General features: G+C 72.9%; 20 protein-coding genes. 12 read left to right on the top strand and 8 right to left on the bottom strand.

Going from position 1 to position 22710, the window contains the following annotated elements:
- The first annotated feature begins 16 nt into the window (after positions 1-16).
- The 3 genes from ACIQU3_RS13370 (at position 17) to ACIQU3_RS13360 (ending at position 3788) form a co-directional block, all read left to right on the top strand.
- A complete protein-coding gene (locus tag ACIQU3_RS13370) occupies positions 17-292 on the top strand; it encodes a DUF2530 domain-containing protein (protein ID WP_403740176.1) in 276 nt (91 codons plus the stop codon).
- 123 nt (positions 293-415) lie between these two features.
- The gene (locus ACIQU3_RS13365) at positions 416-1261 is read left to right on the top strand and encodes a class I SAM-dependent methyltransferase (RefSeq protein WP_403740173.1); all 846 of its coding nucleotides are present in this window, start codon (positions 416-418) and stop codon (positions 1259-1261) included.
- 133 nt (positions 1262-1394) lie between these two features.
- Positions 1395-3788: an HAD-IC family P-type ATPase gene (locus tag ACIQU3_RS13360; RefSeq protein WP_403740168.1), complete on the top strand. Its 2394-nt coding sequence runs from the start codon at positions 1395-1397 to the stop codon at positions 3786-3788.
- A 209-nt stretch (positions 3789-3997) separates the two neighbouring features.
- On the opposite strand, the gene ACIQU3_RS13355 is transcribed toward ACIQU3_RS13360, so the two are convergent.
- The 3 genes from ACIQU3_RS13355 to ACIQU3_RS13345 all read right to left on the bottom strand — a co-directional run bounded on the left by ACIQU3_RS13355 (position 3998) and on the right by ACIQU3_RS13345 (position 9239).
- The gene (locus ACIQU3_RS13355; protein WP_403740165.1) at positions 3998-4864 is read right to left on the bottom strand and encodes a DUF5707 domain-containing protein; all 867 of its coding nucleotides are present in this window, start codon (positions 4862-4864) and stop codon (positions 3998-4000) included.
- 203 nt (positions 4865-5067) lie between these two features.
- Positions 5068-8196 carry a sacsin N-terminal ATP-binding-like domain-containing protein gene (locus ACIQU3_RS13350; RefSeq protein ID WP_403924898.1) on the bottom strand — a complete coding sequence of 1043 codons (3129 nt, stop codon included), beginning with the start codon at positions 8194-8196 and terminating at the stop codon, positions 5068-5070.
- 116 nt (positions 8197-8312) lie between these two features.
- Complete coding sequence (locus ACIQU3_RS13345) at positions 8313-9239, bottom strand: DUF3027 domain-containing protein (protein WP_403740158.1); 927 nt, start codon at positions 9237-9239, stop codon at positions 8313-8315.
- A gap of 272 nt (positions 9240-9511) precedes the next feature.
- Here ACIQU3_RS13345 and ACIQU3_RS13340 point away from each other — a divergent pair, with 272 nt between their 5' ends.
- The 4 genes from ACIQU3_RS13340 (at position 9512) to ACIQU3_RS13325 (ending at position 13166) form a co-directional block, all read left to right on the top strand.
- The gene (locus ACIQU3_RS13340; RefSeq protein WP_403740155.1) at positions 9512-10945 is read left to right on the top strand and encodes an MFS transporter; all 1434 of its coding nucleotides are present in this window, start codon (positions 9512-9514) and stop codon (positions 10943-10945) included.
- A gap of 181 nt (positions 10946-11126) precedes the next feature.
- Positions 11127-11600, top strand: a complete 474-nt coding sequence (locus ACIQU3_RS13335) for a DUF2771 domain-containing protein (RefSeq protein ID WP_170320984.1) — start codon at positions 11127-11129, stop codon at positions 11598-11600.
- A gap of 62 nt (positions 11601-11662) precedes the next feature.
- On the top strand, positions 11663-12328 hold the full coding sequence (locus ACIQU3_RS13330; protein WP_403924895.1) for a futalosine hydrolase: 666 nt from the start codon (positions 11663-11665) through the stop codon (positions 12326-12328).
- Positions 12318-13166 carry a 1,4-dihydroxy-6-naphthoate synthase gene (locus tag ACIQU3_RS13325; protein WP_403740151.1) on the top strand — a complete coding sequence of 283 codons (849 nt, stop codon included), beginning with the start codon at positions 12318-12320 and terminating at the stop codon, positions 13164-13166. Before ACIQU3_RS13330 ends, ACIQU3_RS13325 begins: the two co-directional genes overlap by 11 nt.
- Positions 13167-13172: 6 nt before the next feature.
- Here the strand turns inward: ACIQU3_RS13325 and ACIQU3_RS13320 are convergent, their stop codons facing one another.
- On the bottom strand, positions 13173-13556 hold the full coding sequence (locus ACIQU3_RS13320) for a cold-shock protein (RefSeq protein WP_003991106.1): 384 nt from the start codon (positions 13554-13556) through the stop codon (positions 13173-13175).
- A gap of 164 nt (positions 13557-13720) precedes the next feature.
- Here ACIQU3_RS13320 and ACIQU3_RS13315 point away from each other — a divergent pair, with 164 nt between their 5' ends.
- A complete protein-coding gene (locus tag ACIQU3_RS13315; RefSeq protein ID WP_234849639.1) occupies positions 13721-13969 on the top strand; it encodes a hypothetical protein in 249 nt (82 codons plus the stop codon).
- Here ACIQU3_RS13315 and ACIQU3_RS13310 read toward each other — a convergent pair.
- A complete protein-coding gene (locus ACIQU3_RS13310) occupies positions 13948-14571 on the bottom strand; it encodes an HAD family hydrolase (protein WP_403740146.1) in 624 nt (207 codons plus the stop codon). The two genes, ACIQU3_RS13315 and ACIQU3_RS13310, sit on opposite strands and share 22 nt — an antisense overlap.
- A 286-nt stretch (positions 14572-14857) precedes the next feature.
- Complete coding sequence (locus tag ACIQU3_RS13305) at positions 14858-15874, bottom strand: hypothetical protein (protein ID WP_403740143.1); 1017 nt, start codon at positions 15872-15874, stop codon at positions 14858-14860.
- Positions 15875-16026: 152 nt separating this feature from the next.
- Between ACIQU3_RS13305 and ACIQU3_RS13300 the strand changes: the two genes are divergently transcribed.
- The 3 genes from ACIQU3_RS13300 (at position 16027) to ACIQU3_RS13290 (ending at position 19166) form a co-directional block, all read left to right on the top strand.
- Positions 16027-18570 carry a helicase-associated domain-containing protein gene (locus tag ACIQU3_RS13300; RefSeq protein ID WP_403924892.1) on the top strand — a complete coding sequence of 848 codons (2544 nt, stop codon included), beginning with the start codon at positions 16027-16029 and terminating at the stop codon, positions 18568-18570.
- Between the two features lie 167 nt (positions 18571-18737).
- Complete coding sequence (locus tag ACIQU3_RS13295; RefSeq protein ID WP_403924890.1) at positions 18738-18869, top strand: hypothetical protein; 132 nt, start codon at positions 18738-18740, stop codon at positions 18867-18869.
- 108 nt (positions 18870-18977) lie between these two features.
- On the top strand, positions 18978-19166 hold the full coding sequence (locus ACIQU3_RS13290) for a hypothetical protein (RefSeq protein WP_403924887.1): 189 nt from the start codon (positions 18978-18980) through the stop codon (positions 19164-19166).
- On the opposite strand, the gene istB is transcribed toward ACIQU3_RS13290, so the two are convergent.
- Positions 19144-20439, bottom strand: coding sequence for an IS21-like element helper ATPase IstB (istB, locus tag ACIQU3_RS13285; RefSeq protein WP_403924885.1), 1296 nt, complete (start codon positions 20437-20439; stop codon positions 19144-19146). The genes ACIQU3_RS13290 and istB overlap by 23 nt on opposite strands.
- Positions 20440-20620: 181 nt before the next feature.
- On the opposite strand from istB, the gene ACIQU3_RS13280 reads away from it, so the two are divergent.
- A complete protein-coding gene (locus ACIQU3_RS13280; protein ID WP_403740128.1) occupies positions 20621-22264 on the top strand; it encodes a DNA repair helicase XPB in 1644 nt (547 codons plus the stop codon).
- Positions 22265-22484: 220 nt separating this feature from the next.
- Here ACIQU3_RS13280 and ACIQU3_RS13275 read toward each other — a convergent pair whose 3' ends face one another.
- Positions 22485-22676 carry a hypothetical protein gene (locus tag ACIQU3_RS13275; RefSeq protein ID WP_403740125.1) on the bottom strand — a complete coding sequence of 64 codons (192 nt, stop codon included), beginning with the start codon at positions 22674-22676 and terminating at the stop codon, positions 22485-22487.
- Positions 22677-22710: the final 34 nt, after the last annotated feature.

Here is a 22710-nt window from a genome sequence, read left to right as displayed (position 1 = left end):
CTCGTAAGCTGTCCCCATGGCGAAGTGGACCCCCAGACACGAGGCGCCGGAGCCCCTGGAGGGCCCCGTGGTCGCCACCATCACCGGCGGCACCATCCTGTGGTTCGTCCTCTTCCTGGTCCAGCTCCCCTTCTACGGCTGGTTCGACGATCATGGCCACACCTGGTGGGTATGGACCTGCCTGGCCGGTGGCGGGCTGGGGCTGATCGGCGTCTGGTACGTCCGCAGGCGCGACGCCGCGATCAAGCGGGCGGCCGCCGGCGACCCGGCGACGACGCCGCCGGTCGGCTAGGCGCCTTCCTGTCCGTTCTCCACCGAGACACGCCCCCGCCCCCTCCCTACGCTCGTATAAGGCGGCGAAACGCTCGAAAACCGTCGGCGCGGAACCGCCGCCCGACCGGTGAGGAGCGCAGTGATGACGATGCAGAACAGCGTGGCCGAGGCCGACCGCGCCCTGAAGTCCAAGCACCGGGCGATGTGGGCCCAGGGCGACTACCCCTCCCTGGCCGCCGAGGTCATACCCGAGCTGGGCGCGATCCTGGTCGAGGCGTGCGGGGTGCGGTCCGGACAGCGGGTGCTGGACGTGGGTGCCGGCTCCGGCAACGCCGCGATCCCGGCGGCCCTGGCCGGCGCTGACGTGGTCGCCTCCGACCTGACCCCGGAACTCTTCGAGGCCGGCCGTCGGGTGGCCGAGAAGCAGGGTGCGCGGCTCGCCTGGCAGGAGGCCGACGCCGAGGCCCTGCCGTTCCGTGACGCGGAGTTCGACACCGTGCTGTCCTGCGTCGGCGTCATGTTCGCCCCACACCACCAGCAGGCCGCCGACGAACTCGTCCGGGTCTGCCGCCCGGGCGGCACCATCGGGTTGCTCAACTGGACGCCGCAGGGCTTCATCGGCCGGATGTTCGCCGCGATGAAGCCGTACGCGCCGCCGCCCCCGCCCGGAGCCAAGCCCCCGCCGCTGTGGGGTGACGAGGACCATGTCCGCGCCCTGCTCGGCGACCGGGTCACGGACGTCCGCGCCGAGCGCCGCACGGTCCGCGTCGACCGCTTCGAGACCCCCGAGGCCTTCCGTGACTACTTCAAGGAGCGCTACGGCCCCACCATCAGCGTCTACAAGAACATCGCCGGCGCACCCGAACGCGCCGCGGCCCTCGACGCCGCCCTGGTGGACCTCGCCCGCGACGGCGACCTGGGCACGGGCCCGGGCGGGACCGCCCTGGAGTGGGAGTACCTGCTCCTCACGGCGCGCCGGGCGGACTGACGACGGGGCGTGGCACCGTGGTCCCACGGCAGACAACTGCCGTACGACCACGGCGCGGAGTCCGTCCACCCCAAGTCGGATCTTCACCGCATTCAGCGGGTGAAGCGGCAAAACCGCACGTACCGTCGAATGCATGACGCATCTCGACGCGGGTGCCCGCCCCGACTCCGCACGGCCGGCGACGGTCACCTCCCGCGAGACCGGCCTGACCGGAGCTCAGGTCGCCGAACGGGTGGAGCGCGGACAGGTCAACGACGTCCCGGTGCGCAGCAGCCGGTCCACCGTCGACATCGTCCGCGCGAACGTCTTCACCCGCTTCAACGCGATCATCGGCGTGCTGTGGTTGATCATGCTGGTGGTCGCGCCCATCCAGGACAGCCTGTTCGGATTCGTGATCCTCGCGAACACCGGCATCGGCATCGTGCAGGAGTGGCGGGCCAAGAAGACACTGGACTCGCTCGCGCTGATCGGCGAGGTCCGCCCGACCGTGCGCCGCGACGGGACGGCCGGGCAGATCGGCACCTCCGAGATCGTGCTGGACGATTTGATCGAGATCGGGCCCGGGGACAAGGTCGTCGTCGACGGTGTCTGCGTCGAGGCGGACGGGCTGGAGATCGACGAGTCGCTGCTCACCGGTGAGGCGGACCCGGTCGTCAAGCACCCCGGCGACCACGTCATGTCGGGCAGCTTCGTGGTGGCGGGCGGCGGGGTCTTCCAGGCGACGAAGGTCGGCCGTGAGGCCTACGCCGCCCAGCTCGCCGAGGAGGCCTCCCGCTTCACCCTCGTCCAGTCCGAGCTGCGCTCGGGCATCTCCACCATCCTCAAGTACGTCACATGGATGATGGTCCCGACCGCGATCGGGCTGGTCGTCAGCCAGCTGGTCGTGAAGGAGAACGCCTTCGACGACTCCGTCGCGCGCACGGTCGGCGGCATCGTCCCGATGGTCCCCGAGGGCCTCGTCCTGCTCACCTCGGTCGCCTTCGCCATCGGCGTGATCCGGCTCGGCCGCAAGCAGTGCCTGGTGCAGGAGCTGCCCGCGATCGAGGGACTGGCCCGGGTCGACACGGTCTGCCTCGACAAGACCGGGACCCTCACCGAGGGCGGCATGGACGTCACCGAGCTGCGCCCCCTCCAGGGCGCCGACGAGACCTATGTACGGAAGGTGCTCGGCGCGCTCGGCGCGTCGGACCCGCGGCCCAACGCCTCCCTGAAGGCGATCATCGACGCCTACCCGGGCGTGGAGGGCTGGCGCTGCACCGAGGCCCTGCCGTTCTCCTCCGCCCGCAAGTACAGCGGCGCCGCGTTCAGCGAGGGCGACGGGCGGTCCGGCCGGTGGCTGCTGGGCGCGCCCGACGTGCTGCTGGCCGAGGACGATCCGGCCCTCGCCGAGACCGGCCGGCTCAACGAGCAGGGCCTCAGGGTGCTGCTGCTCGCCCGCGTCGCGCGGGACCTGGACGATCCCGAGGTGGCGAAGGGCGCGAGGCCCACCGCGCTCGTCGTGCTGGAGCAGCGGCTGCGGCCGGACGCCGCCGACACCCTGCGCTACTTCGCCGACCAGAACGTCCGGGCCAAGGTCATCTCCGGCGACAACGCGGTGTCGGTCGGCGCGGTCGCCGCCAAGCTCGGCCTGTCGGGCACCACCGTGGACGCGCGGCGGCTGCCCGCCGAGCAGGCGGACATGGCCGACGCCCTCGACGACGCCACGGTGTTCGGGCGGGTCACCCCGCAGCAGAAGCGGAACATGGTGGGCGCGCTGCAGTCCCGCGGGCACACGGTCGCCATGACGGGCGACGGGGTGAACGACGTCCTCGCCCTGAAGGACGCCGACATCGGGGTGGCGATGGGCTCCGGCTCGGAGGCGACCCGGGCGGTGGCACAGATCGTGCTGCTGAACAACAGCTTCGCGACGCTGCCGTCGGTGGTCGCCGAGGGGCGCCGGGTCATCGGCAACATCACGCGGGTGGCGACGCTGTTCCTCGTCAAGACGGTCTACTCGGTGCTGCTGGCCGTGCTGGTGGTGTGCTCGCAGGTGGAATACCCGTTCCTGCCCCGCCACCTGACCCTGCTGTCGACGCTGACCATCGGCATCCCGGCGTTCTTCCTGGCGCTCGCGCCCAACAAGGAGCGCGCGAAGCCGAACTTCGTGCGGCGGGTCATGCGGTACGCGATCCCGGGCGGGGGCGTGGCGGCGGTGGCGACCTTCGCGACGTATCTGCTCGCCCGGGAGCACTACACGGGTTCGGGGGCGCTGGACGCGGAGACCAGCGCGGCGACGCTCACGCTGTTCCTGGTCTCGATGTGGGTGCTGGCGATCATCGCCCGCCCGTACACGTGGTGGCGGATCGCCCTGGTCGCCTCGATGGGCGGGGCGTTCCTGGTGGTGCTGGTCGTGCCGTGGCTGCAGCACTTCTTCGCGCTGAAGCTGGTGGGAGTGACGATGCCGTGGACTGCCGTCGGCATCGCGGCGGTGGCGGCGGCCGCCCTGGAAGTCCTGTGGAGGTGGGTGGACCGCCGCTTTCCCGCTTAGCGCTCGGCTCGTACGGTGAGAATAACTGCCGCGTTTCGTCCGCGAGCCGTGTGTGGCCGTTCGCGCAGTTCCCCGCGCCCCTGAAGTGCCCCCGGCTTTTGCCGTCTCATCCGCAACGTTTGACGCGCGTGGCAGAGGAACGCCGTGGGGACGACACCGCCGGTCCCGTCATGATTCCGGGACCGGCGGTGTCGTAGCCGCTGGGGCGCTTACTGCACGTCGACGAAGTCACCCGTGGCGTTGACCGCCGGGGTGGTCGTGGTGCCCGCGAAGGAGTAGCGGAAGTAGCCGTCCGTCGAGGCCGTGACGGTGGTCTTCAGCTCGCCCGTGCTGTTGGACGTGATGGTCTTGAGGGTGGTGTAGGTGTCGCTGCCCTTCTTGCGGAACTGGAGCTTCACCGACTGGTTGGTGTAACCGTGGTACTTGTTGTCGTCCCAGTTGGCACGGGACAGCTTGCCGGTGACCGTGATGGTCCTGCCCTTCTTCACGGGCTCCGGCGAGGCGTTGACGGTGAGCTTGGAGGCCCGCTGGACCTTGGCCGTCTTGTAGGCCTCGCGGATCACGTAGTCGCCATCGTTGCCGGCGGCACCGGCCCACACCTTCCAGGTGCCCGCCAGGATGTTGCTGTAGATGTTCTCGTTCGGGTCGGCGATCAGCGTGACCTTGCACGTGGCGGTGGTCGCGCTGGAGTTGGTGCAGTTGCCGACCTGCTCGTCGTCCAGGTTCTCCGGAGCGATCGCACCGTCGGCGTTCTCGGCGTCCGGGCCGTGCCACAGCATCGCGAAGGCGTCCTGGATGCCCTCCGGGTCGGTGGCCGTCACGGAGACGGTGAAGGACTTCTTGACGGTCGTGCCGACCACGATGTTCTTGCCGCCGTTGACGGTCACACCCGTGATCTTGGTGTCGCCCAGGGACTCGTCCGCCGGAGCGGCGGCGGTGAACGGCGTGGCCTTCGAGGTGGACGGCACCAGCGACGCCAGGTTCGGCGCGTGATTGTCCGCCTGCGCGGCGGGCACAGCAAAGGCGGAAAGGGCCAGGGCGCCGGTGACGGCGGCCACGGTGGCTCGGATACGCATGCGTTCTCCAGGTGGAGAGGGGCCCCGGCGCTCGTCGTCGGCTCTCGGGGCCCAAGTGATCGTGGAGTCTGTTGACTCACGTGATCAGATAGTTCAGCGATGCGCATGGTTGTACGGCAGGTGAAAAGTTTGTGCGGGAGTTTTCACCAAGTGCCGTACGCCGCCCCAGCGGTGCGCCGCACCGGCCTTACGACACCGCCCGCTCAGTCGAACCACCGGTCCCGGGCCAGTTCGTCCGTGCGGGACGGGTCCTCCAGCAGGGCCGCCACCTCGAACCGCCGCGGCCACTGTCCCGCCGCCCAGGCGAGACCCGCGGCGACGCCCTCCAGGGTGGCGGCGTGCAGGACGCCGTCGTCGGTGAGCCGCCAGTCCATCTCCACGCCGTCGACGACGAGTTCCTCGTGCTCGACGTAGGAGGCCGGGGTCAGCCGCCCGAGCAGCACCCGCACCGGCTCGGGCACCTCGTGCTCGGTGCCCTCGGAGGTGACCTCCCCGGTGACCGACTCGCTCAGCCGCCGCACCTGGAACAGCTCGGCCAGGCCGGCGGCACGTGACGGGCGTACGGGGAGCAGCGGGACGCCCTCGGTGAACGGCAGCAGGTCGGGCGAGTCGCACACCACGGCGTCGGCCGCGTCCACGACCTCAACCCGGCCGTCGACGACGGCCCGCAGGTCGTCCGGGAGGGTCACCTGCTCGGGGTCCAGATCGGCCAACGCCCCGTACAGGGCGTGCAGCTGAGCGCCCGTCACCTCGCGCTCGGGGTCGGCGAGCCGGTCCAGCAGTTCGGCGGCTCCGCCGGGCTCGTCCAGCAGCGCGGCGACGGACGTCCGCACGCCGAGCGCCCGCAGCACCTGCTCGTCCTCAAAGCCGGTGGCGTCGGCCTCGTCGTAGAGCCCGCGCAGCAGCGGGTCGCCGCCGGCGGCCCTCAGGCCGGCCGGGCGGCGGCCGTCGAGCACCGGGTTCCCGCGCAGCCACCAGGCGGTGTACGGGCGGACGACCTCATGGGTCCCGTCCGGCAGCAGGATCCGCACGGGTTGCACGATCGCGTCCCTGAGCGGCGGCCGGGACAGCAGCGCCAGCGCCTGCGCCCACTTGTCCTCGTCCACGAGGTCCAGGTCCCGTACGGCGACGATCTCGGTGGCGACCGGCGGGACCGGGCTGTCCGGGAAGCGGTCGAGGACGTCCTCGCACCAGACGTCGACGGCGTCCAGCAGGCCCGCGTCGTCGGGTTCGGCGAAGTCGCTCTCGCGGGGCTCGAGTTCATCCGGGTCGAGGACGACGTCTGTGGCGCGGACGAGCGCGAAGTCCACCAGGACCCCGCAGGCGGCGAGCGGCTGCTCGCCCCACTTCTCGGCCAGTTCCGCGTCCACCGCCGCGAGTTCACCCTCGCGCATGACCTGGGCGAAGGGCCCGCCGGGGAAGACGAGTTCGCAGGCCGGGGCCGGTTCGCCGTCCTCGTCGGGCAGGGCGAGCGCACCCAGCCAGGGCTCGTCGCCGGGCTCCAGGCCGGCGTCCCGCACCAGCGCGAGCACGGTGTCGGCCAGTTCGTCGGCGTCGAGGGAGTCCTCCTCCCAGTTCACGCCGCCCTCGTCGTCCAGGGACGCGGCGACGGCGACCCGGACCTGCGGGGTGGTGAGGATCGCCCGGGGTGTCGCGGGCAGGGCGCCGAGCTTCTCCAGGATCGGGTGGGCGGCGTCGGGGTGGGCGACCTTCAGGCCGAGCCGGGCCAGCACCTCGGGGTCGATCCGGGCGGCTTCCGCGCCCGGCAGCAGGATCTGGCGGGGCCCGATGGCCGTACGTCGGTCGGCGAGCGGCACCGGGAGCCCCGAGAGGCGGTCCGGGTCGATCCCGGCCAGGCTGTCGTAGAGCCGACGCCACCAGACCGGTTCCTTCTCCAAGCCGGCCAGCCGGTCGATCGCGTCGGCCAGCGGGACGCGGGCGACGCCCAGGGTCCGCAGTTCGGCGCGGCGCTCCAGTCCGGCGGGCAGCAGGGTGGGAAGCACCTCGGCGAGCACCCGAACGGTGTCGGCGCCCGCGCCCTCGACGACCTCGGCGTCGCGCGGCCTGAGGGCTTCCGGCAGCTCGTCGTCCTCGCGGGGCGGGAGCGCGGGCGGCAGGAAGGAGGTCCGCGGCAGCCGCTGGAGGATGGCCTGGCGCAGGGCGCCGTCCAGTTCGCCCTTGCCGAGCGGGCCCGGCACGAGGTCGATGATCCCGCCGGTCACCGGCCGCCAGTCACCGAGGAGTTCGGCGTAGGCGTCGGCCGCGCGCTGGACGAGGAAGTCGGTGAGCGGGCCGGGGGCGGCGTGCCGGCGGGTGGAGTCCAGCGGGAACGAGGCGATGAGCAGGGCCGGGACGCCGAGCGGTTCGTCGCTCGGGGTGGGGGCGTGCACGACGGCGTTGGTGCGGGGCCGGGCCGGACTGCCGTCGCTGTCCACGGGCACCGCCCAGGTCACGGACCAGTGGGGCCGCAGCCGCTCCTCGACGGGCCGGTCGGCGAGCAGGTCGGGGGTGAGGGGCCCCTGGGCGGCGGCGGTGCGCCAGTGGGTGACGCCGTGGGCGGAGTCGTCGACGACGGTGAAGGCACCGTCGGTACGGCGGGTGAGGGTCCGCGGGCTCTCCCCGTCGATCTCGACGACCAGCTCTTCGAGTCCGGGCAGGGTGAGCAGCAGGGCGTCGTCGACGGCCCGCAGGAGGCGCTCGGCGAGGTCTGCGGCCGGGGTGTCGCGCAGCGGCAGGATGACGGCGGTGTCGTAGGGGGCGGGTGCGGTGCCCTCGGCGGCGTACGGCAGCCGCAGCAGGGGGACGTGGCCGTCGCGCCGCCGGACCTCGTCGCCGAGGCCGGGGCTGTGCCGGGCGGTCTCGGCGGCCAGTGCCCTGGCCTCGGCCAGCGACCACCGCACACCGCCGTGCCGGCCGACGACGGCGGGTTCGTCGGTGACGGAGAGCACGGCGGCGAAGCCGACCCCGAACCGCCCCACGGAGGACGTGTCGCCGGTGTCCCGCTTGGCCGACGCCCGCAGCGTGGACAGCGACTCGACGCCGGCCGCGTCCAGCGGGGCGCCGGTGTTGGCGGCGACGAGCACGCCGTCGCGCAGGGTGAGCCGCAGCCGGCCCGGTACTCCGGCCCGGGCGGCCGCGTCGGCGGCGTTCTGGGCGAGTTCCACGACGAGCCGGTCCCGGTAGCCGCCGAGGACCAGGTCCTCCTCGGCGTTGGCGTCCTCACGGAACCGGGCGGGGCTGGTGGCCCAGGCGTCGAGGACACCGCGCCGCAGACGGGCGGTACCGAACGGATCGGCCCCCTCGGCGGCGGGCCGCACGAACTTGCTGCTCACGTTCCGTTCCTTCTCCTCGTGGACGTGAGGAGAAGGTACCGCTTGGGGAGCGGACGGCGTGCGCCCGCCCGGCGCGGGCCGGGGCGGGCGGTGCGGCGGAGGGGGTGGTCCTGCCGCTACGAGTGCCCCAGTTCCTCCGTGTCCACGTCGGCGGTCGGGGTCACCGAGCCGGAGTCGGGGGCGGGCCTCAGCGGGAACGGGTCGACGCGGGTCTCGTCGATGACCGGGGCGGGCGGCTGGGGCGGCCGGGGCATGACGGCGGCCTCGGAGTGGCCGCCGCAGCCGTAGGCGAGGGAGACCAGTCGGCCGTCGGCCGGGGAGAACTCGTTGGCGCAGGCGCCGAAGGCCTGCCCGAGCGAGCCGCCGATGGGGACGAGGAAGCCGCAGCTGACGCAGGCCGCGGGGGCCGACTGGGCCATGGGGGTCTTCGGGCCGAACGCCTCCTCCCAGCGGTCGGCCGCGCTGTGCAGGCCGTAGCGGGACAGGACGCGGGCCCGGCGCATGCCCAGCTCCTCGGCGACCGCCGGGATCGAACCGCGGGAGGGTGCCACCGTGAAGCCGGTCGCGGAGCCGGTGGTGAGGTCCGCGTCCTCCGCCTCGACCAGGTCGGCCATCTCGTGCGACACGGGCACCGTCGGCGCCGACTCGTCCTCGCCCGAGTAACCCGGCTCCAGCCGCAGGTCCTCGGCGTCGGTGGGAAGCAGGTCGCCCGGCCCCATGTCGCCCGGGCGCAGCCGCTCGCTCCACGGCACCCACTCGGGCGCCAGCACGGCGTCCGGGCCCGGCAGCAGCGCCGCCTCGTCCACCGTGACGATCTTCGCCCGGGAGGCCCGGGCCACCGTCACCGCCCAGCGCCAGCCCCGGTAGCCGAGCTCCCGGCATTCGAAGAAGTGGGTGACAACGCGGTCCCCCTCGGAGACCAGCCCCACGTGCTCCCCGACGATTCCGGGCGCGGCGGCCTCCTCGGCTGCGGCGCGTGCGAGGTCGACGGCCTCGGCGCACAGACGGTCAGGGGTGCGGCTTCGCGTTGTCGCTGCGCTCACAGGTATCGCTTCTCTCCATACGCCGTCTCACGAGTGCGCCACTCCCGGCACAGGGGCGGACGGAGCGGACCGGGGGACCGCGTCGACGTCCTTCATCCATTTTGCGGGATGGCTGAGATACGCACGCTACCCTTCCGCCCCACTTCGCGTACACCGACGGTCCTGTTGCGCCGCCCACCGGACCCGCGGGCCGCCGCCCAGGGGATCACCCCACAGGCCCTATACAAGCGGTAATGGCACTACCCACGCCCTTATCGGGGCACTATGACGTCGTGGCAGCCGCGAAGACACCCCCGGGCGCCACCGGGACCGGTGGGTCGAAAGGGGTCAAGGGAGGCATCCGACCGGGCGGACCGGGCCGTGTGGGCGGCTCCCTCCGCAAGGTCGGCCGTGCCCTGCATTTCCCGGTGACCGGCACGGCCCGCGGCATCCGCAAGGCGACTCACGCGCACGGCGCGGGTGAGTCCGGCCTCGGCAAGCTGATCGAACTGCACGGGGTGAACGGCGCCGGAGACATGATGATCACCGTCGCCCTCGCGTCGACCGTGTTCTTCTCCGTGCCGACCGACGAGGCCCGGGGCCGGGTCGCGCTGTACCTCGCCATCACCATGGCGCCCTTCACCCTCCTCGCGCCGGTGGTCGGCCCCCTCCTCGACCGCGTCCCGCACGGCCGCCGCGCGGCGATGGCCTGCGCGATGCTCGCCCGGGCGCTGCTCGCGCTCGTCCTGTCCGGCGCGGTCGTCAGCGGCAGCATCGAGCTGTACCCGGCGGCACTCGGCGTCCTCGTCGCCTCGAAGGCGTACGGGGTGGTCAGAAGCGCCGTCGTGCCACGGCTGCTGCCACCGCGTTTCTCTCTGGTGAAGGCCAATTCGCGCGTCACCCTCGGCGGGCTCCTCGCCACCGGCATCGCCGCGCCGGTCGGCGCCGGCCTCCAGCAGATCGGACCGCGCTGGCCCCTCATCGGCGCCTTCGTGATCTTCGTTGTGGGAACGTTCCTGTCGTTCAGGCTGCCGCCGAAAGTCGACTCCGCCAAAGGCGAGGACCGTGCCCTGCTGGCGGCGGACGAGCAACACCTGCACGGGCCGCACCGGCAGCCGGTCAAGCGCCCGGGGCTGCGCACGGTCGGCCCGGCCGTCACCCACGCCCTCGCCGCCAACGCCGCCATCCGCTGTCTGACCGGGTTCCTGATCTTCTTCCTGGCGTTCCTGCTGCGCGAGCACCCGGTCTCCGGGCAGAGCGCCGCCGTGTCCCTGGGGATAGTGGGTGTGTCGGCGGGCGTGGGCAACGCGCTGGGTACGGCCGTCGGGGCGTGGCTGCGGTCCCGGGCGCCGGAGGTCATCATCGTGACGGTCGTGGCGGGCGTGGCGGGGGCGGCGATCACGGCGGCGGTGTTCTTCGGGGCGGTCATGGTGGCAGGCCTGGCGGCGATCGCCGGGTTCGCACAGGCCCTGGCGAAGCTGTCGCTGGACGCGCTGATCCAGCGGGACGTGCCGGAACTCGTCCGTACGTCGGCCTTCGCCCGCTCCGAGACCCTGTTGCAGATGTCCTGGGTGCTGGGCGGCGCCATCGGCATCGCGATGCCGCTCAACGGCACGGCAGGGCTGGCGGTGGGCGCCGTGATCGTCGGCATCGGGTGGCTGACGACCGTACGGGGGCTGATCGACTCGGCCCGGCGTGGCGGCACGGGCCGGGCGCGTGTGGCGTAGGGCCTGTCGTCCGGATCAGTTGGGCCGAGAGCGACTGCCTTTCGGCCGACCCGATCCCCGTGACACCGGCATGATCCGAAAGACGGGCCCCAGGGGCCCGTCCGGCGCCCTTCCGATGGATCTCCCGGGGAGCCGTACCCCGCGTGGGCGGTCCGCCGCGCGGGCCCGATAGCCTTCGCCCATGAACACGTTGCAATCCGTTGTGCGACGCCGCCGCGCCGTCGCCGTCGCCGGCGTCGTATCCGCCGGACTGCTCGTCCTGTCGGCCTGTGACAAGCCGACGCCGATGGCCACGGTCACCGTGGGCAGCGACTCGGTGAACTCCGAGGCCACCTGCGGCGGCGAGGGCGACGCCCTGAAGCCGTCCGATCTCGCCGGGTGCCTGAAGGACAAGGGCATCAAGAGCATCTCCGTCGACCCCGACGAGACGGTGCGTTTCGGGGTGGACCCCGAGATCGCCGATGAGGGCTGGACGATCCTGATGAACGGTCAGCCGCTGACCGACTCCAGCACGAAGACCTACCGCACGATTCCGGGCAGCGTGTTCTTCAACGCCCAGTACGGCGCGCAGGGCAACTCGACGCTGGTGTCCATCAAGGAGGGCGACAAGGACCCGTCCGGGCTCTGGAACTTCAAGCTGAAGAAGGACGCCTGATCGCTGCCGCTGGGCTTGGCCCGGTTCTCGTGGCCGCCGCCGTTCCTGTGGAGAGGGACGCGGTGGCTGCGGGTCTTGGGGCGTTGCCCCCGGCGTCCGATGAAGCGGCGCTCGGCACTGCCGGCGGTGCCCACGGCAGGACCGATGTGATCGCCGCGGGCGTGGGGCCAGCGCGTGCCGCGGCCTCTGTGGCCTCGGCTCTCACCGCCGCCGAGCTGCGCGGTGAGCCCTACGGTCTCGTCGTGTCCGCCGGGATCGGCGGCGGGTTCCAGCCCGGGGCGCCCGTGGGGTCGCTGGTCGTCGCCGACGGGATCGTCGCCGCCGATCTGGGGGCCGAGACCGCGGACGGTTTCGTGCCGGTCACCGAGCTCGGGTTCGGGACCGTGCGGCACGAGCCGCCGCCGGGTCTCGTGCGGCGGGTCGCCGAGGCCACCGGGGCCCGCACCGGGGCCGTGCTCACCGTGTCGACCGTGACCGGCACGGCCACCCGGGCCGCCGCGCTGCGAGAGCGGCACCCCACTGCCCTCGCCGAGGCCATGGAGGGCTTCGGCGTCGCCGAGGCCGCCGCCGCGCACGGCGTGCCCGTGCTGGAGATCCGGGCGGTCTCCAATCCCGTGGGGCCGCGTGACCGCGCCGCGTGGCGCATCGCCGACGCCCTGGCAGCCTTGACCGAGGGGTTCGGGAAGCTCACGCCCGTACTGGAGGGTTGGAACCGGCATGACCGCTGAGCAGCTGCAGATCGCCTACTCGCCCTGCCCGAACGACACGTTCGTCTTCGACGCGCTGGCCCATGACCGGGTCCCGGGCGCGCCCGCCCTCGACGTGACGTTCGCCGACATCGACATCACTAACGGCATGGCCGAGCGCGGCGAGTTCGACGTGCTGAAGGTGTCGTACGCCGTGCTGCCCTACGTCCTCGACGACTACGCCCTGCTGCCGTGCGGGGGCGCGCTGGGGCGGGGCTGCGGGCCGCTGGTGCTGACACGGGAGGCCGATGTCGACCTGGCCGGCCGCACCGTCGCCGTGCCCAGTGAGAAGTCCACCGCCTACCTGCTGTTCCGGCTGTGGGCCGCGGACACCCTGGACGGTGGGGTCGGCGAGATCGTCGTCATGCCGTTCCACGAGATCATGCCGGCCGTACGGGACGGGAAGGTCGACGCGGGGCTCGTGATCCACGAGGCACGGTTCACCTACGGCGAGTACGGGCTGCACAAGCTCGCCGACATGGGCGAGCACTGGGAGCACACCACCGGGCTGCCGATCCCGCTGGGCGCGATCATCGCCAAGCGGTCGCTCGGCGAGCAGAAGCTGCGGCTGCTGGCCGACTCCATCCGCACGTCCGTGCGGGCCGCCTGGGACGACCCCGAGGCGTCCCGGCCGTACGTCATGGAGCACGCCCAGGAGATGGACCCGGCCGTCGCCGACCAGCACATCGGCCTGTACGTCAACGAGTTCACCGCGGGACTCGGCGAGGACGGTTACGCGGCCGTGCGCGGGCTGCTGACGCGCGCGGCGGCCGAGGGACTCGTACCGCCCCTCGGCCCTGACGCGCTGCGTTTTCCCTGATCGGCGTTACACGTCCAGCTGGTCGGCGACCGCGCGCAGCAGGCCGGCGATCTTCTTGCCGGCCGTCTTCTCCGGGTAGCGGCCCCGCTCCAGCATGGGCGTGATGTTCTCCAGCAGCGTCGTCAGGTCCTGGACGATGGAGGCCAGCTCGTCCGGCTTCTTGCGGGTCGCGGCGGCGACGGACGGGGTGGGATCCAGGATCGCCAGGGACAGCGCCTGGTCACCGCGCTGTCCGGCGACGACGCCGAACTCCACTCGCTGACCCGGCTTGAGTGTCTCGACTCCGGCGGGGAGGACCGAGGAATGGACGAAGACGTCACCGCCGTCGTCGCGGGAGAGAAAGCCGAAGCCCTTCTCACTGTTGAACCACTTGACCTTGCCGGTGGGCACGTCTGTCCTCGTCCTCGTACTCGTCGGAAAACTGCTTCGGGAAACGGCTCTTGATAGCACTCGGGCGGGTCGTACGGACCCGCCGGTACCAAGGCTAATGCTCTTGCAGCCGGTGACAAGACGTCACCCGGTTGTTCCTTCGCGCTGGGAACTACCCTGGTCGGGTGCGTGACAAAACCCAAACGAATTCCGCCGCTCCCGGTGACCGTCTGGTCCGGGCCGGAGCCGTCGTCTTCTTCATCGGTGCCCTGGCCACACTGGTCACGGTCGCCCCTCTGCTGCTCGGGACGACTCCCTTTCCGACGTACATGTTCGGATTGAGCATGCTCATGGCCGTCGGATTCCTGATGGCCGGTGCCGGAGTGCTGTGTTCCGTGGCGGCGGGACGACGTCAGGCGCGCGCGGGACGGTAGTCCGAAAGCCACTGTGGGAATTCGGTCAGATCGGTGAGGACGACGTCCGCGCCGGCCGCGCGCAGTTCCTCCGGCGGGCAGGGGCCGGTGGCCACCGCGACCGAGAGCGCCCCGGCGGCCCGGGCGCCGCGGACGTCCCCGACGTGGTCTCCGACGTAGACGCCCGCGCCGTGCTCGCGCAGGGCCTCCGCCTTCTGCTCGGCCCACAGGTCGCCGATGACGGCGTCGGGCTCGATGCCGAGGTGCGCGAGGTGCAGTTTGGCGTTGGGCTCGTACTTGGCGGTGACGACCATCGCGCGTCCGCCGGCCGCCCGTACGGCCGCGATGGCCTCCCGGGCGCCGGTCAGGGCCGGGGTCGCGGTGATGGCGATGGTCGGATACATCTCCCGGTACAGGTCCGCCATGGCCGCGATCTCCTCGGCCGGGAACCAGTTGATCAGCTCCTCGGCCAGCGGCGGCCCGAGCCGGGTGACCGCCAGGTCGGCGTCGATGTACGTGCCCGTCCGTTCGGACAGCGCCAGGTAGCAGGCGCGGATGCCGGGCCGGGAGTCGATGAGGGTCATGTCGAGGTCGAAGCCGACGGTGAGTGCCATATGGGCCATTGTGCCCAGGCGGTGTGAACGGCGGACGGCGGCCCGTGACCGGGCGGCACGAGGCCTGCGAGCGACCGGCACGAGGGCAGCGAGCGACCGGCACGAGGGCAGCGAGCGACCGGCACGAGGGCAGCGAGCGACCGGCACGAGGGCAGCGAGCGACCGGCACGAGGGCAGCGACCGGCTGACGTGAGGGAGGCGACCGGCCGGCGTGAGGGCTGGGCGCGGCTAGAGGGAGGGCTGAGAGCGGCCGGCCGTGAGGGCTGGGCGCGGCCAGGGGGAGGGCTGGGCGCGGCTAGCGGGAGCGTTGGGAGCGCCACACCACGAACAGTGCCGACGCCACCGCCGCGCCCCGGACCACCCACGGCCAGGTCTCCGACACCGCCGCGTTCATCTGGCCCTCGGCGATCGGGGTGCCCCAGCGGCCGTTCATCCGGCCCCACAGCCAGAGCAGGCCCCCCGCCACGGAGAGGCCGGGCAGGATCACCACCGCCCACTTGGTCTCGGCCTGGGTCAGGCGACGTGAGGCGTAGGCGATGAGCCAGCCGAGCAGCAGGACGAACCAGTTGCCGAGCACGGCACCGGCGACGAGGCACCCGGCGGCGATCAGCAGGAGCGGGTTGCTCCAGTTCCCGGCGGGGAGACGGACCAGACGGCGGCGGCTTCCCTTCCCGGTCACGTCTGCCGCGTCGGCCACCTCGGTCGCCTCCACGGCCGGGTCCGTTTCCCCGGCGGCCGGCTTGCCCTGCTCCGGCTTCCGCGGCGCCGGCGGCCTCAGCAGGTCCGGCAGTTCCACGCCGCCCACGAAGCCCGGCACCTCGTCGCCCACGCCGAAGGGGCCGCTGTCCACCCGCCACCAGTCGGGCTGGACCGCGCTGTCGCCGAGCTCGTGCCCGGCGGCCAGGTGCGGCGGGGACGGCCCGTCGGCGGGCGTGGGGTGCGGCTCGTCGGCGGGCCGCGCCGGGCGGGGACGGGGCACGACGCGCCGTACGACGCCCTTGGCCCGATCGGCCCGCTCCACCGGCTCGGTGTCGCGCTGCACCGGGACGGAGGCCGGGGCGGCGCGGTGCGGCTCATCGCCCGTGCCGTCCGCGGCCGCGGTCACGACGTCGTCGGGACTGCCCAGACGGGACAGGATGCGGCGGACCGCGGCGGGCGAGTCGACGGTGGCTCTGGCGCGACGCTTGTCGATCTCGTCGCGCAGATCCGCGACCAGACGCATCCGGGTGGCCGACGACAACTGCCGCTGCTGGGCCACGTCGCCGACGCGGCTCAGATACTCGTAAACGACCTGGTCGCTCTCAATCCCCACGAAGTCCCCTCCGGGGCGGGTGCGTTGCGTGACGCCGTCGCACGACGGTACCGCGAGTGCCCGCGGGGCGGCCAAAAGCCCGTCCCGCGTACGGCGGCGAGGCGGCGAACAGTCGGCCCGGCCCGGGGAGGCGACCCGCTACCGTGGACCGGATGAGCACCGAGGACAGGCCCCCGGCCCCCCGCTCCCTCGCGGAAGCGCTCCGCGCGCGGGGCGATGCCGCGCTGGGCGCGCTCCTGCGCGGCCGCCCGGATCTCATCACGCCCGTCCCCACCGACCTGACCCAGCTCGCGACCCGTGCCGGCACCCGCGCCTCGGTGGTGCGGGCCCTGGAGCGGCTGGACCGGTTCGCGCTGCAGACGGCGGAGGCGCTGGCCGTGGCCAAGGACCCGGCGACGTACGACGAACTGCTCGGGCTCATGGCCGGGGACGACGCCGACCCGGCCGTCGTCGCCGCCCTGCCGCACGCCCTGGACCTGCTGCGCGAGCAGGCGCTGGCGTGGGGCGACGACGACCGGCTGCGGCTGGTCCGCACGGCCCGCGAGCTGCTGGCCCCCTCGCCGCAGCACCCTTCGCCCACGGGGCTCGGCCCGACGGTCCAGGAGGCCACCGCCGGGATGTCCCCGGGCCGCATCCAGGAGATCGTCACGACCGCCGGACTGGCGTCGACGCACGACTCGGTCTCCGCGGTGGGCGCCCTGACCGGGCTGTTCACGGACCGGGCCCGGATGGCCGCGCTGCTCGCCGAGGCCCCGGCCGACTCCCTCGACGTGCTGGAACGCCTGGTGTGGGGGCCGCCGTACGGGCAGGTCACCGCCGATCCGGCGCCCCGGCTGCGCTGGCTGCTGGACCGCGGCCTGCTGCTGCCGACGGCGCCCGGCACGGTCGTCCTGCCGCGCGAAGTCGCCCTGCACCTGCGGCGCGGCCTGGCGCACCGGGCGCCCGAGCCGGTGCCGCCGGTGGTCGAGGCGGCGGCCGTACATCGTCCACAGGTTGTGGACAGCACCGCGGCCGGCCAGGCGTACACCGCGCTCGCGACCGTCGAGGAGCTGCTGAAGGACTGGGACGAGGGCGGGCCGGCGGTGCTGCGGGCCGGCGGGCTGAGCGTGCGGGACCTGAAGCGCACGGCGGTGGCCCTCGACGTGCCGGAGCCGACCGCCGCGTTCTGGGTGGAACTGGCGTACGCCGCGGGCCTGCTCGCCTCGGACGGCGAGGCCGACGAGCGGTACGCGGCGACCCCCGCGTACGACGAGTGGCTGGAACAGCCCGCCGCCGAGCGCTGGTCGGTGCTGGTCACGGCATGGCTCGCGGCGACCCGGACGGCCGGTCTGGTGGGCGGGCGGGACGCCAAGGACCGTACGTTGTCGGCGCTCGGTCCGGGCCTGGACCGCTCGGCGGCCCCCGAGGTACGGCACCGGGTGCTGGCGCTGCTCGCCGGGCTGCCGGAGGGTGCCGCACCGGCCATCGGGTCGGTGCTGGCCCGGCTGCGCTGGGAGCGGCCCCTGCGCGGCGACCGGCGTGAGGACGACCTGCGGGGCCGGCTCGCCGAGTGGGCGCTGTCCGAGGCGGAGCTGCTGGGTGTCACGGGCCGGGGCGCGCTGTCGGCCCAGGGCCGGGCCCTGCTGGGGGCGCCCGCGGCCGCCGCTGCCGTCAGGGGCCCGGAAGCAGAGCCCTCCGGGCCGGGCGACAAACTGCCCGTCCACCACCACCGCCCCGCCCCGCCCGCCCCCCTCTCCCCCGCCGAACAGGCCGTGGCCTCCGCCGCCGCGGCCCGGCTGCTCGCGCCACTGCTGCCCGAACCGCTGGACCACGTGCTGCTCCAGGCCGACCTGACGGCGGTGGCGCCCGGGCCCCTGCAGCGGCCGCTCGCGGACATGCTGGGCGTGCTGGCGGATGTCGAGTCCAAGGGCGGTGCGACCGTCTACCGGTTCACGCCCGGCTCGGTGCGGCGGGCACTCGACGCCGGTCAGGCCGCCTCCGACCTGCACGCCTTCCTCGCCGCGCACTCCCGCACGCCGGTACCGCAGCCCCTCGCGTACCTGATCGACGACGTGGCCCGCCGGCACGGCCATCTGCGGGTGGGCGCGGCCTCGGCGTACGTGCGCTGCGACGACGACGCGGTGCTCAGCGAGATCCTCGCCGACAAGCGGGCCGCCGGGCTCGGACTGCGCCGGCTCGCGCCGACCGTGCTGGCCGCCCGGAGCGACCCGGCGGGGCTGCTGGAAGGCCTGCGGGCGATGGGGTTCGCACCGGCCGCCGAGTCCGCGGAGGGCGACGTGCTGATCACCCGCGCCCTGGCCCACCGCACCCCGCCCCGCGCCGCGCCCGAGCCGGTCCCGGACGGCCCGCCCGTCCCCGACGACACCCTCCTGTCGGCCGCGCTGCGCGCCATCCGGGCCGGTGACCTGGCCTCCACCACCCCGCGCAAGTCCGGCGCAACCCCGGCGGCGAACGGGGAACTGCCCCGCACCGGTGCCGCCGAGACCCTGGCCACCATGCAGGCCGCCGTCCTGACCGGCGAGGCCCTGTGGATCGGCTACGTCAACGCCGAGGGCGCCGCGAGCCAGCGGGTCATCGCCCCGATCCGCGTCGAGGGCGGCTTCGTCACGGCCTACGACCACACCGCGGACGAGGTCCGTACGTATCCGCTGCACCGGATCACCGGGGTGGCGGAGCTCGCCGACGACGCGGGCTGACGGCACCGCGCGGGCCGCGTCACCCGTTCGGGTACGAGCGGGCGTTCATGCACGCCACGCCGGGGATTTCCCACCCCCGGGCGACCTTCCCGGGCGTGCCGCATCACACCGTGCGTGCGGGGGCAGCCACCGGGTGTCCTGTGAGTCCCGCCGAAAGGAAATCCTCCATGAGCGCTGTCCGCCGGGTCGCCGCCGTCCTCGTCACCGCCGCCCTGATGACGTTCGGGGGGCTCGCCACCCCGGCCTCCGCGGTGGGCATCGACGCCGCCGGGCTCGTCCTCGAGACACCGCAGATCTGATCCGCTCGCGTGCGCTCCGCGGGCCGGTCCAGGGAAGGCCCGGGCCGGTTCGCGGCGGCGCGGTTCCGCCGTCCCCGATGTCGCTCTCCGAAAGGCCTTGTCGTCCCCATGCCCGGAAACCTGCGCGCCGTCGCCCTCTGTGCCGTCACGCTCGTGGGGGTGCTCGCGCCCTGCGCCGCCGCGGCCCCCGCGCCGCCGCTGCCGCTGCCGGCCGCCGCCGTGGAACCACTGGTCACCGAAGGGGCCGGCATCGAGGGCCCGCTGGTCAACAACCTCAGTCTGCCCACGCTGAAGTAGCGCGGCGCGTGCGGTAACTGTCCCCGTCGAGGCGTACGAGGTCGGCGTGGTGGGCCAGGCGGTCCGTGATCCCCGGGGCGCACGGTCCGAGGACCTCGTCCCAGCGGCCGAGCGGGCGGTCACTGGTCACGATCAGTGAGGCCCGCTCGTAGCGGTGGGCGACGAGCCGGAAGAACAGGCCCGCGGTCGCCGCGTCGAAGGGCGTGTAGCCGATCTCGTCGACGATCAGGAGGGGGTGATCGTCGAGAGCGGTCAGTTCCGCGTCGAGCCGGCCGGCGGCATGGGCGTCCGAGAGCCGGGCGGCCCACTCGGCGGCCGACGCGAACAGCACCCGGTGCCCGGCCCGGCAGGCCCGTTCGCCCAGGGCGATGGCCAGATGGGTCTTGCCGGTGCCGGGCGGCCCGACCAGCACCACATTGCGCCGGGCGGCGACGAACTCCGCCTTGCCGAGCCGGGCCAGGGCCTCCCGGTCGAAGTCCCGGGGGTGCTGCTGGTCGAAGTCCTCCAGCAGCTTGCGGGCGGGGAAGCCGGCGGCACGGATCCGGGCCTCGGCGTCGGCGTCAGGGGCGGGCTGCCGGGGGACGGCCTGTGTGGCCACCACGTGCTCGGGCTCCGGCCGGGCCCGCCGCGGGTCTCCTTGGTCGCTCTCCTCCCGGGGGGCTGCCGACGCCTGCCGGGCCTGCCCGGTCTGCCCGGCCTGCGCCTGGCCGGCCGGTGGGCGGTCGGTGTGACCGCCGTCGGGGTGGCCGCGGTCCGACTGCGCCACCATCGGCCCCGACATGTAGGCGAGGATCGCCGCCGAGACGATGAACGCCATGTGGATCACCGTCCCCCACAGCAGGGCGTGCCGCGAGGTGTGGTGGACGTCCACGAACATCTGGAGCAGGTGCACGGAGGAGATGCCCACGATCGCCGTGGCGAGCTTGACCTTCAGCACGTTGGAGTTCACGTGCGAGAGCCATTCCGGCTGGTCACGGTGGCCCTGGAGGCCGATGCGCGAGACGAACGTCTCGTAGCCGCCGACGATCACCATGATCAGCAGGTTGGCGATCATGACGACGTCGACGAGCTTGAGCACCGCGAGCATCACATACGTCTCGGTGGCGTGCCCGCTCACGCACATGAGGATTAAGGTCCACAGCTCCTTGAAGAACTTGTAGACGTAGACGCCCTGGGCTGCCACCAGCCCGAAGTACAGCGGGGCCTGAAGCCAGCGGGTGGCGAACAGGGCATATCCGAGCGTGGTGGTCGTCGGGTTGCGCACGCGCGCCATTCTTCGGGGCCGCGATGGAAAAACTGAATTCACACCACACGTTGGGATGAATAGGCATTCAGTACGACCGGACGCGCAGATCACACCGCCTGACGCGGTCGATCAGGCACACTGGACGTTTGGCCGGGGCGTCGCGCTGTCGAGCCGTCCGAGCCCTCCGGCCACAGAAAGGGTGCCTCGCGTGAATGGTCCGCTGATCGTCCAGTCCGACAAGACCCTGCTCCTGGAAGTCGACCACGAGCAGGCCGACGACTGCCGCCGGGCCATCGCCCCCTTCGCGGAACTGGAGCGGGCGCCGGAGCACATCCACACCTACCGCGTGACCCCGCTCGGTCTGTGGAACGCCCGCGCGGCGGGCCACGACGCCGAGCAGGTCGTGGACGCCCTCGTGCAGTACAGCCGCTACCCCGTGCCGCACGCGCTGCTCGTCGACATCGCCGAGACGATGGACCGCTACGGCCGTCTCACGCTGTCCAAGCACCCGGCGCACGGACTGGTGCTGACCACGACCGACCGTCCGGTGCTGGAGGAGATCCTTCGGTCGAAGCGGATCACACCCCTGGTCGGCGCCCGTATCGACCCGGACACGGTCGTCGTGCACCCCTCCGAGCGCGGGCAGATCAAGCAGACGCTGCTGAAGCTGGGCTGGCCGGCCGAGGACCTCGCCGGGTACGTCGACGGCGAGGCGCACGCGATCGAGCTGGCCGAGGACGGCTGGGCGCTCCGGCCGTACCAGAAGCAGGCCGTGGAGAACTTCTGGCACGGCGGGTCGGGCGTCGTCGTCCTGCCCTGCGGTGCCGGGAAGACCCTGGTCGGCGCCGGGTCGATGGCCCAGGCGAAATCGACCACGCTGATCCTCGTCACGAACACCGTCTCCGCCCGGCAGTGGAAGCACGAGCTGGTGAAGCGGACCTCGCTGACCGAGGACGAGATCGGCGAGTACAGCGGGACGAAGAAGGAGATCCGGCCCGTCACGATCGCCACGTACCAGGTGCTCACCACCCGGCGGAAGGGCGTCTACCCGCACCTGGAGCTGTTCGACTCGCGGGACTGGGGCCTGATCGTCTACGACGAGGTGCACCTGCTGCCCGCGCCGGTCTTCAAGTTCACCGCCGACCTCCAGGCGCGGCGGCGGCTCGGCCTGACCGCCACGCTGGTCCGCGAGGACGGCCGGGAGTCGGACGTGTTCTCCCTGATCGGTCCCAAGCGGTTCGACGCGCCGTGGAAGGAGATCGAGGCGCAGGGCTACATCGCGCCCGCCGACTGCGTGGAGGTCCGGGTCAACCTCACCGACTCCGAGCGGCTCGCGTACGCCACGGCCGAGACGGAGGAGAAGTACCGCTTCTGCGCGACGACCGCGACCAAGCGGAAGGTCACCGAGGCGCTCGTCCGGAAGTTCGCCGGGCAGCAGATCCTCGTCATCGGGCAGTACATCGACCAGCTGGACGAGCTGGGTGAGCATCTCGGGGCGCCCGTGATCAAGGGCGAGACGTCGAACGCGCAGCGGGAGAAGCTCTTCGACGCCTTCCGGGAGGGCGAGATCAGTGTGCTCGTGGTGTCCAAGGTCGCGAACTTCTCGATCGACCTGCCGGAGGCGACGGTCGCCATCCAGGTCTCGGGCACCTTCGGCTCGCGGCAGGAGGAGGCCCAGCGCCTCGGCCGGGTGCTGCGTCCCAAGGCGGACGGCCACCAGGCGCACTTCTACTCGGTGGTCGCCCGGGACACCATCGACCAGGACTTCGCCGCTCACCGCCAGCGCTTCCTGGCGGAGCAGGGGTACGCGTACCGGATCGTGGACGCGGACGAGCTGCTCGCGGAGAGCTGAGCAGGGGGACGGGCCGGCTCATCACCCAGGCGGGCGGGTCGGCTCACTTCCGGGACCTGCTGGTCGGGTCACCCCCCGGGGACCGGCGGGTCGGCTCACTTCGCGAGCGGGCCGGTCGGCCAACTTCACGGGACGGACGGTCGGCCAACTTCACGGGACGGACGGTCGGCCAACTTCACGGGACGGACGGTCGGGTCACTTCGCGGGACGGACGGTCGGGTCATTTGTGGCGGCGGACCACGCCGACTTCCTCTCCGTACTGGCCGAGGACGATCACGTCGAAGGCGGCGCCCGCGAAGACCTTGACGGCGCGCAGGGCGTCGCCGAGGCGGTGACGGTGACTGCCTGCCACGGCGGTGGCGCCGGGCGGGCGGCCCGGTGCCGGGGCGGGGTGGATGGTTGCTGCGCTCATATCTCCATGGTGCGATTCGACCCATAAGGTCCGC

The sequence above is a fragment of the Streptomyces sp. NPDC101110 genome, from assembly GCF_044759525.1.
Lineage (GTDB): Bacteria > Actinomycetota > Actinomycetes > Streptomycetales > Streptomycetaceae > Streptomyces.
The sequence above is the reverse complement of the archived record's forward strand: the minus strand, read 5'-3'. Positions and strand labels throughout refer to the sequence as shown.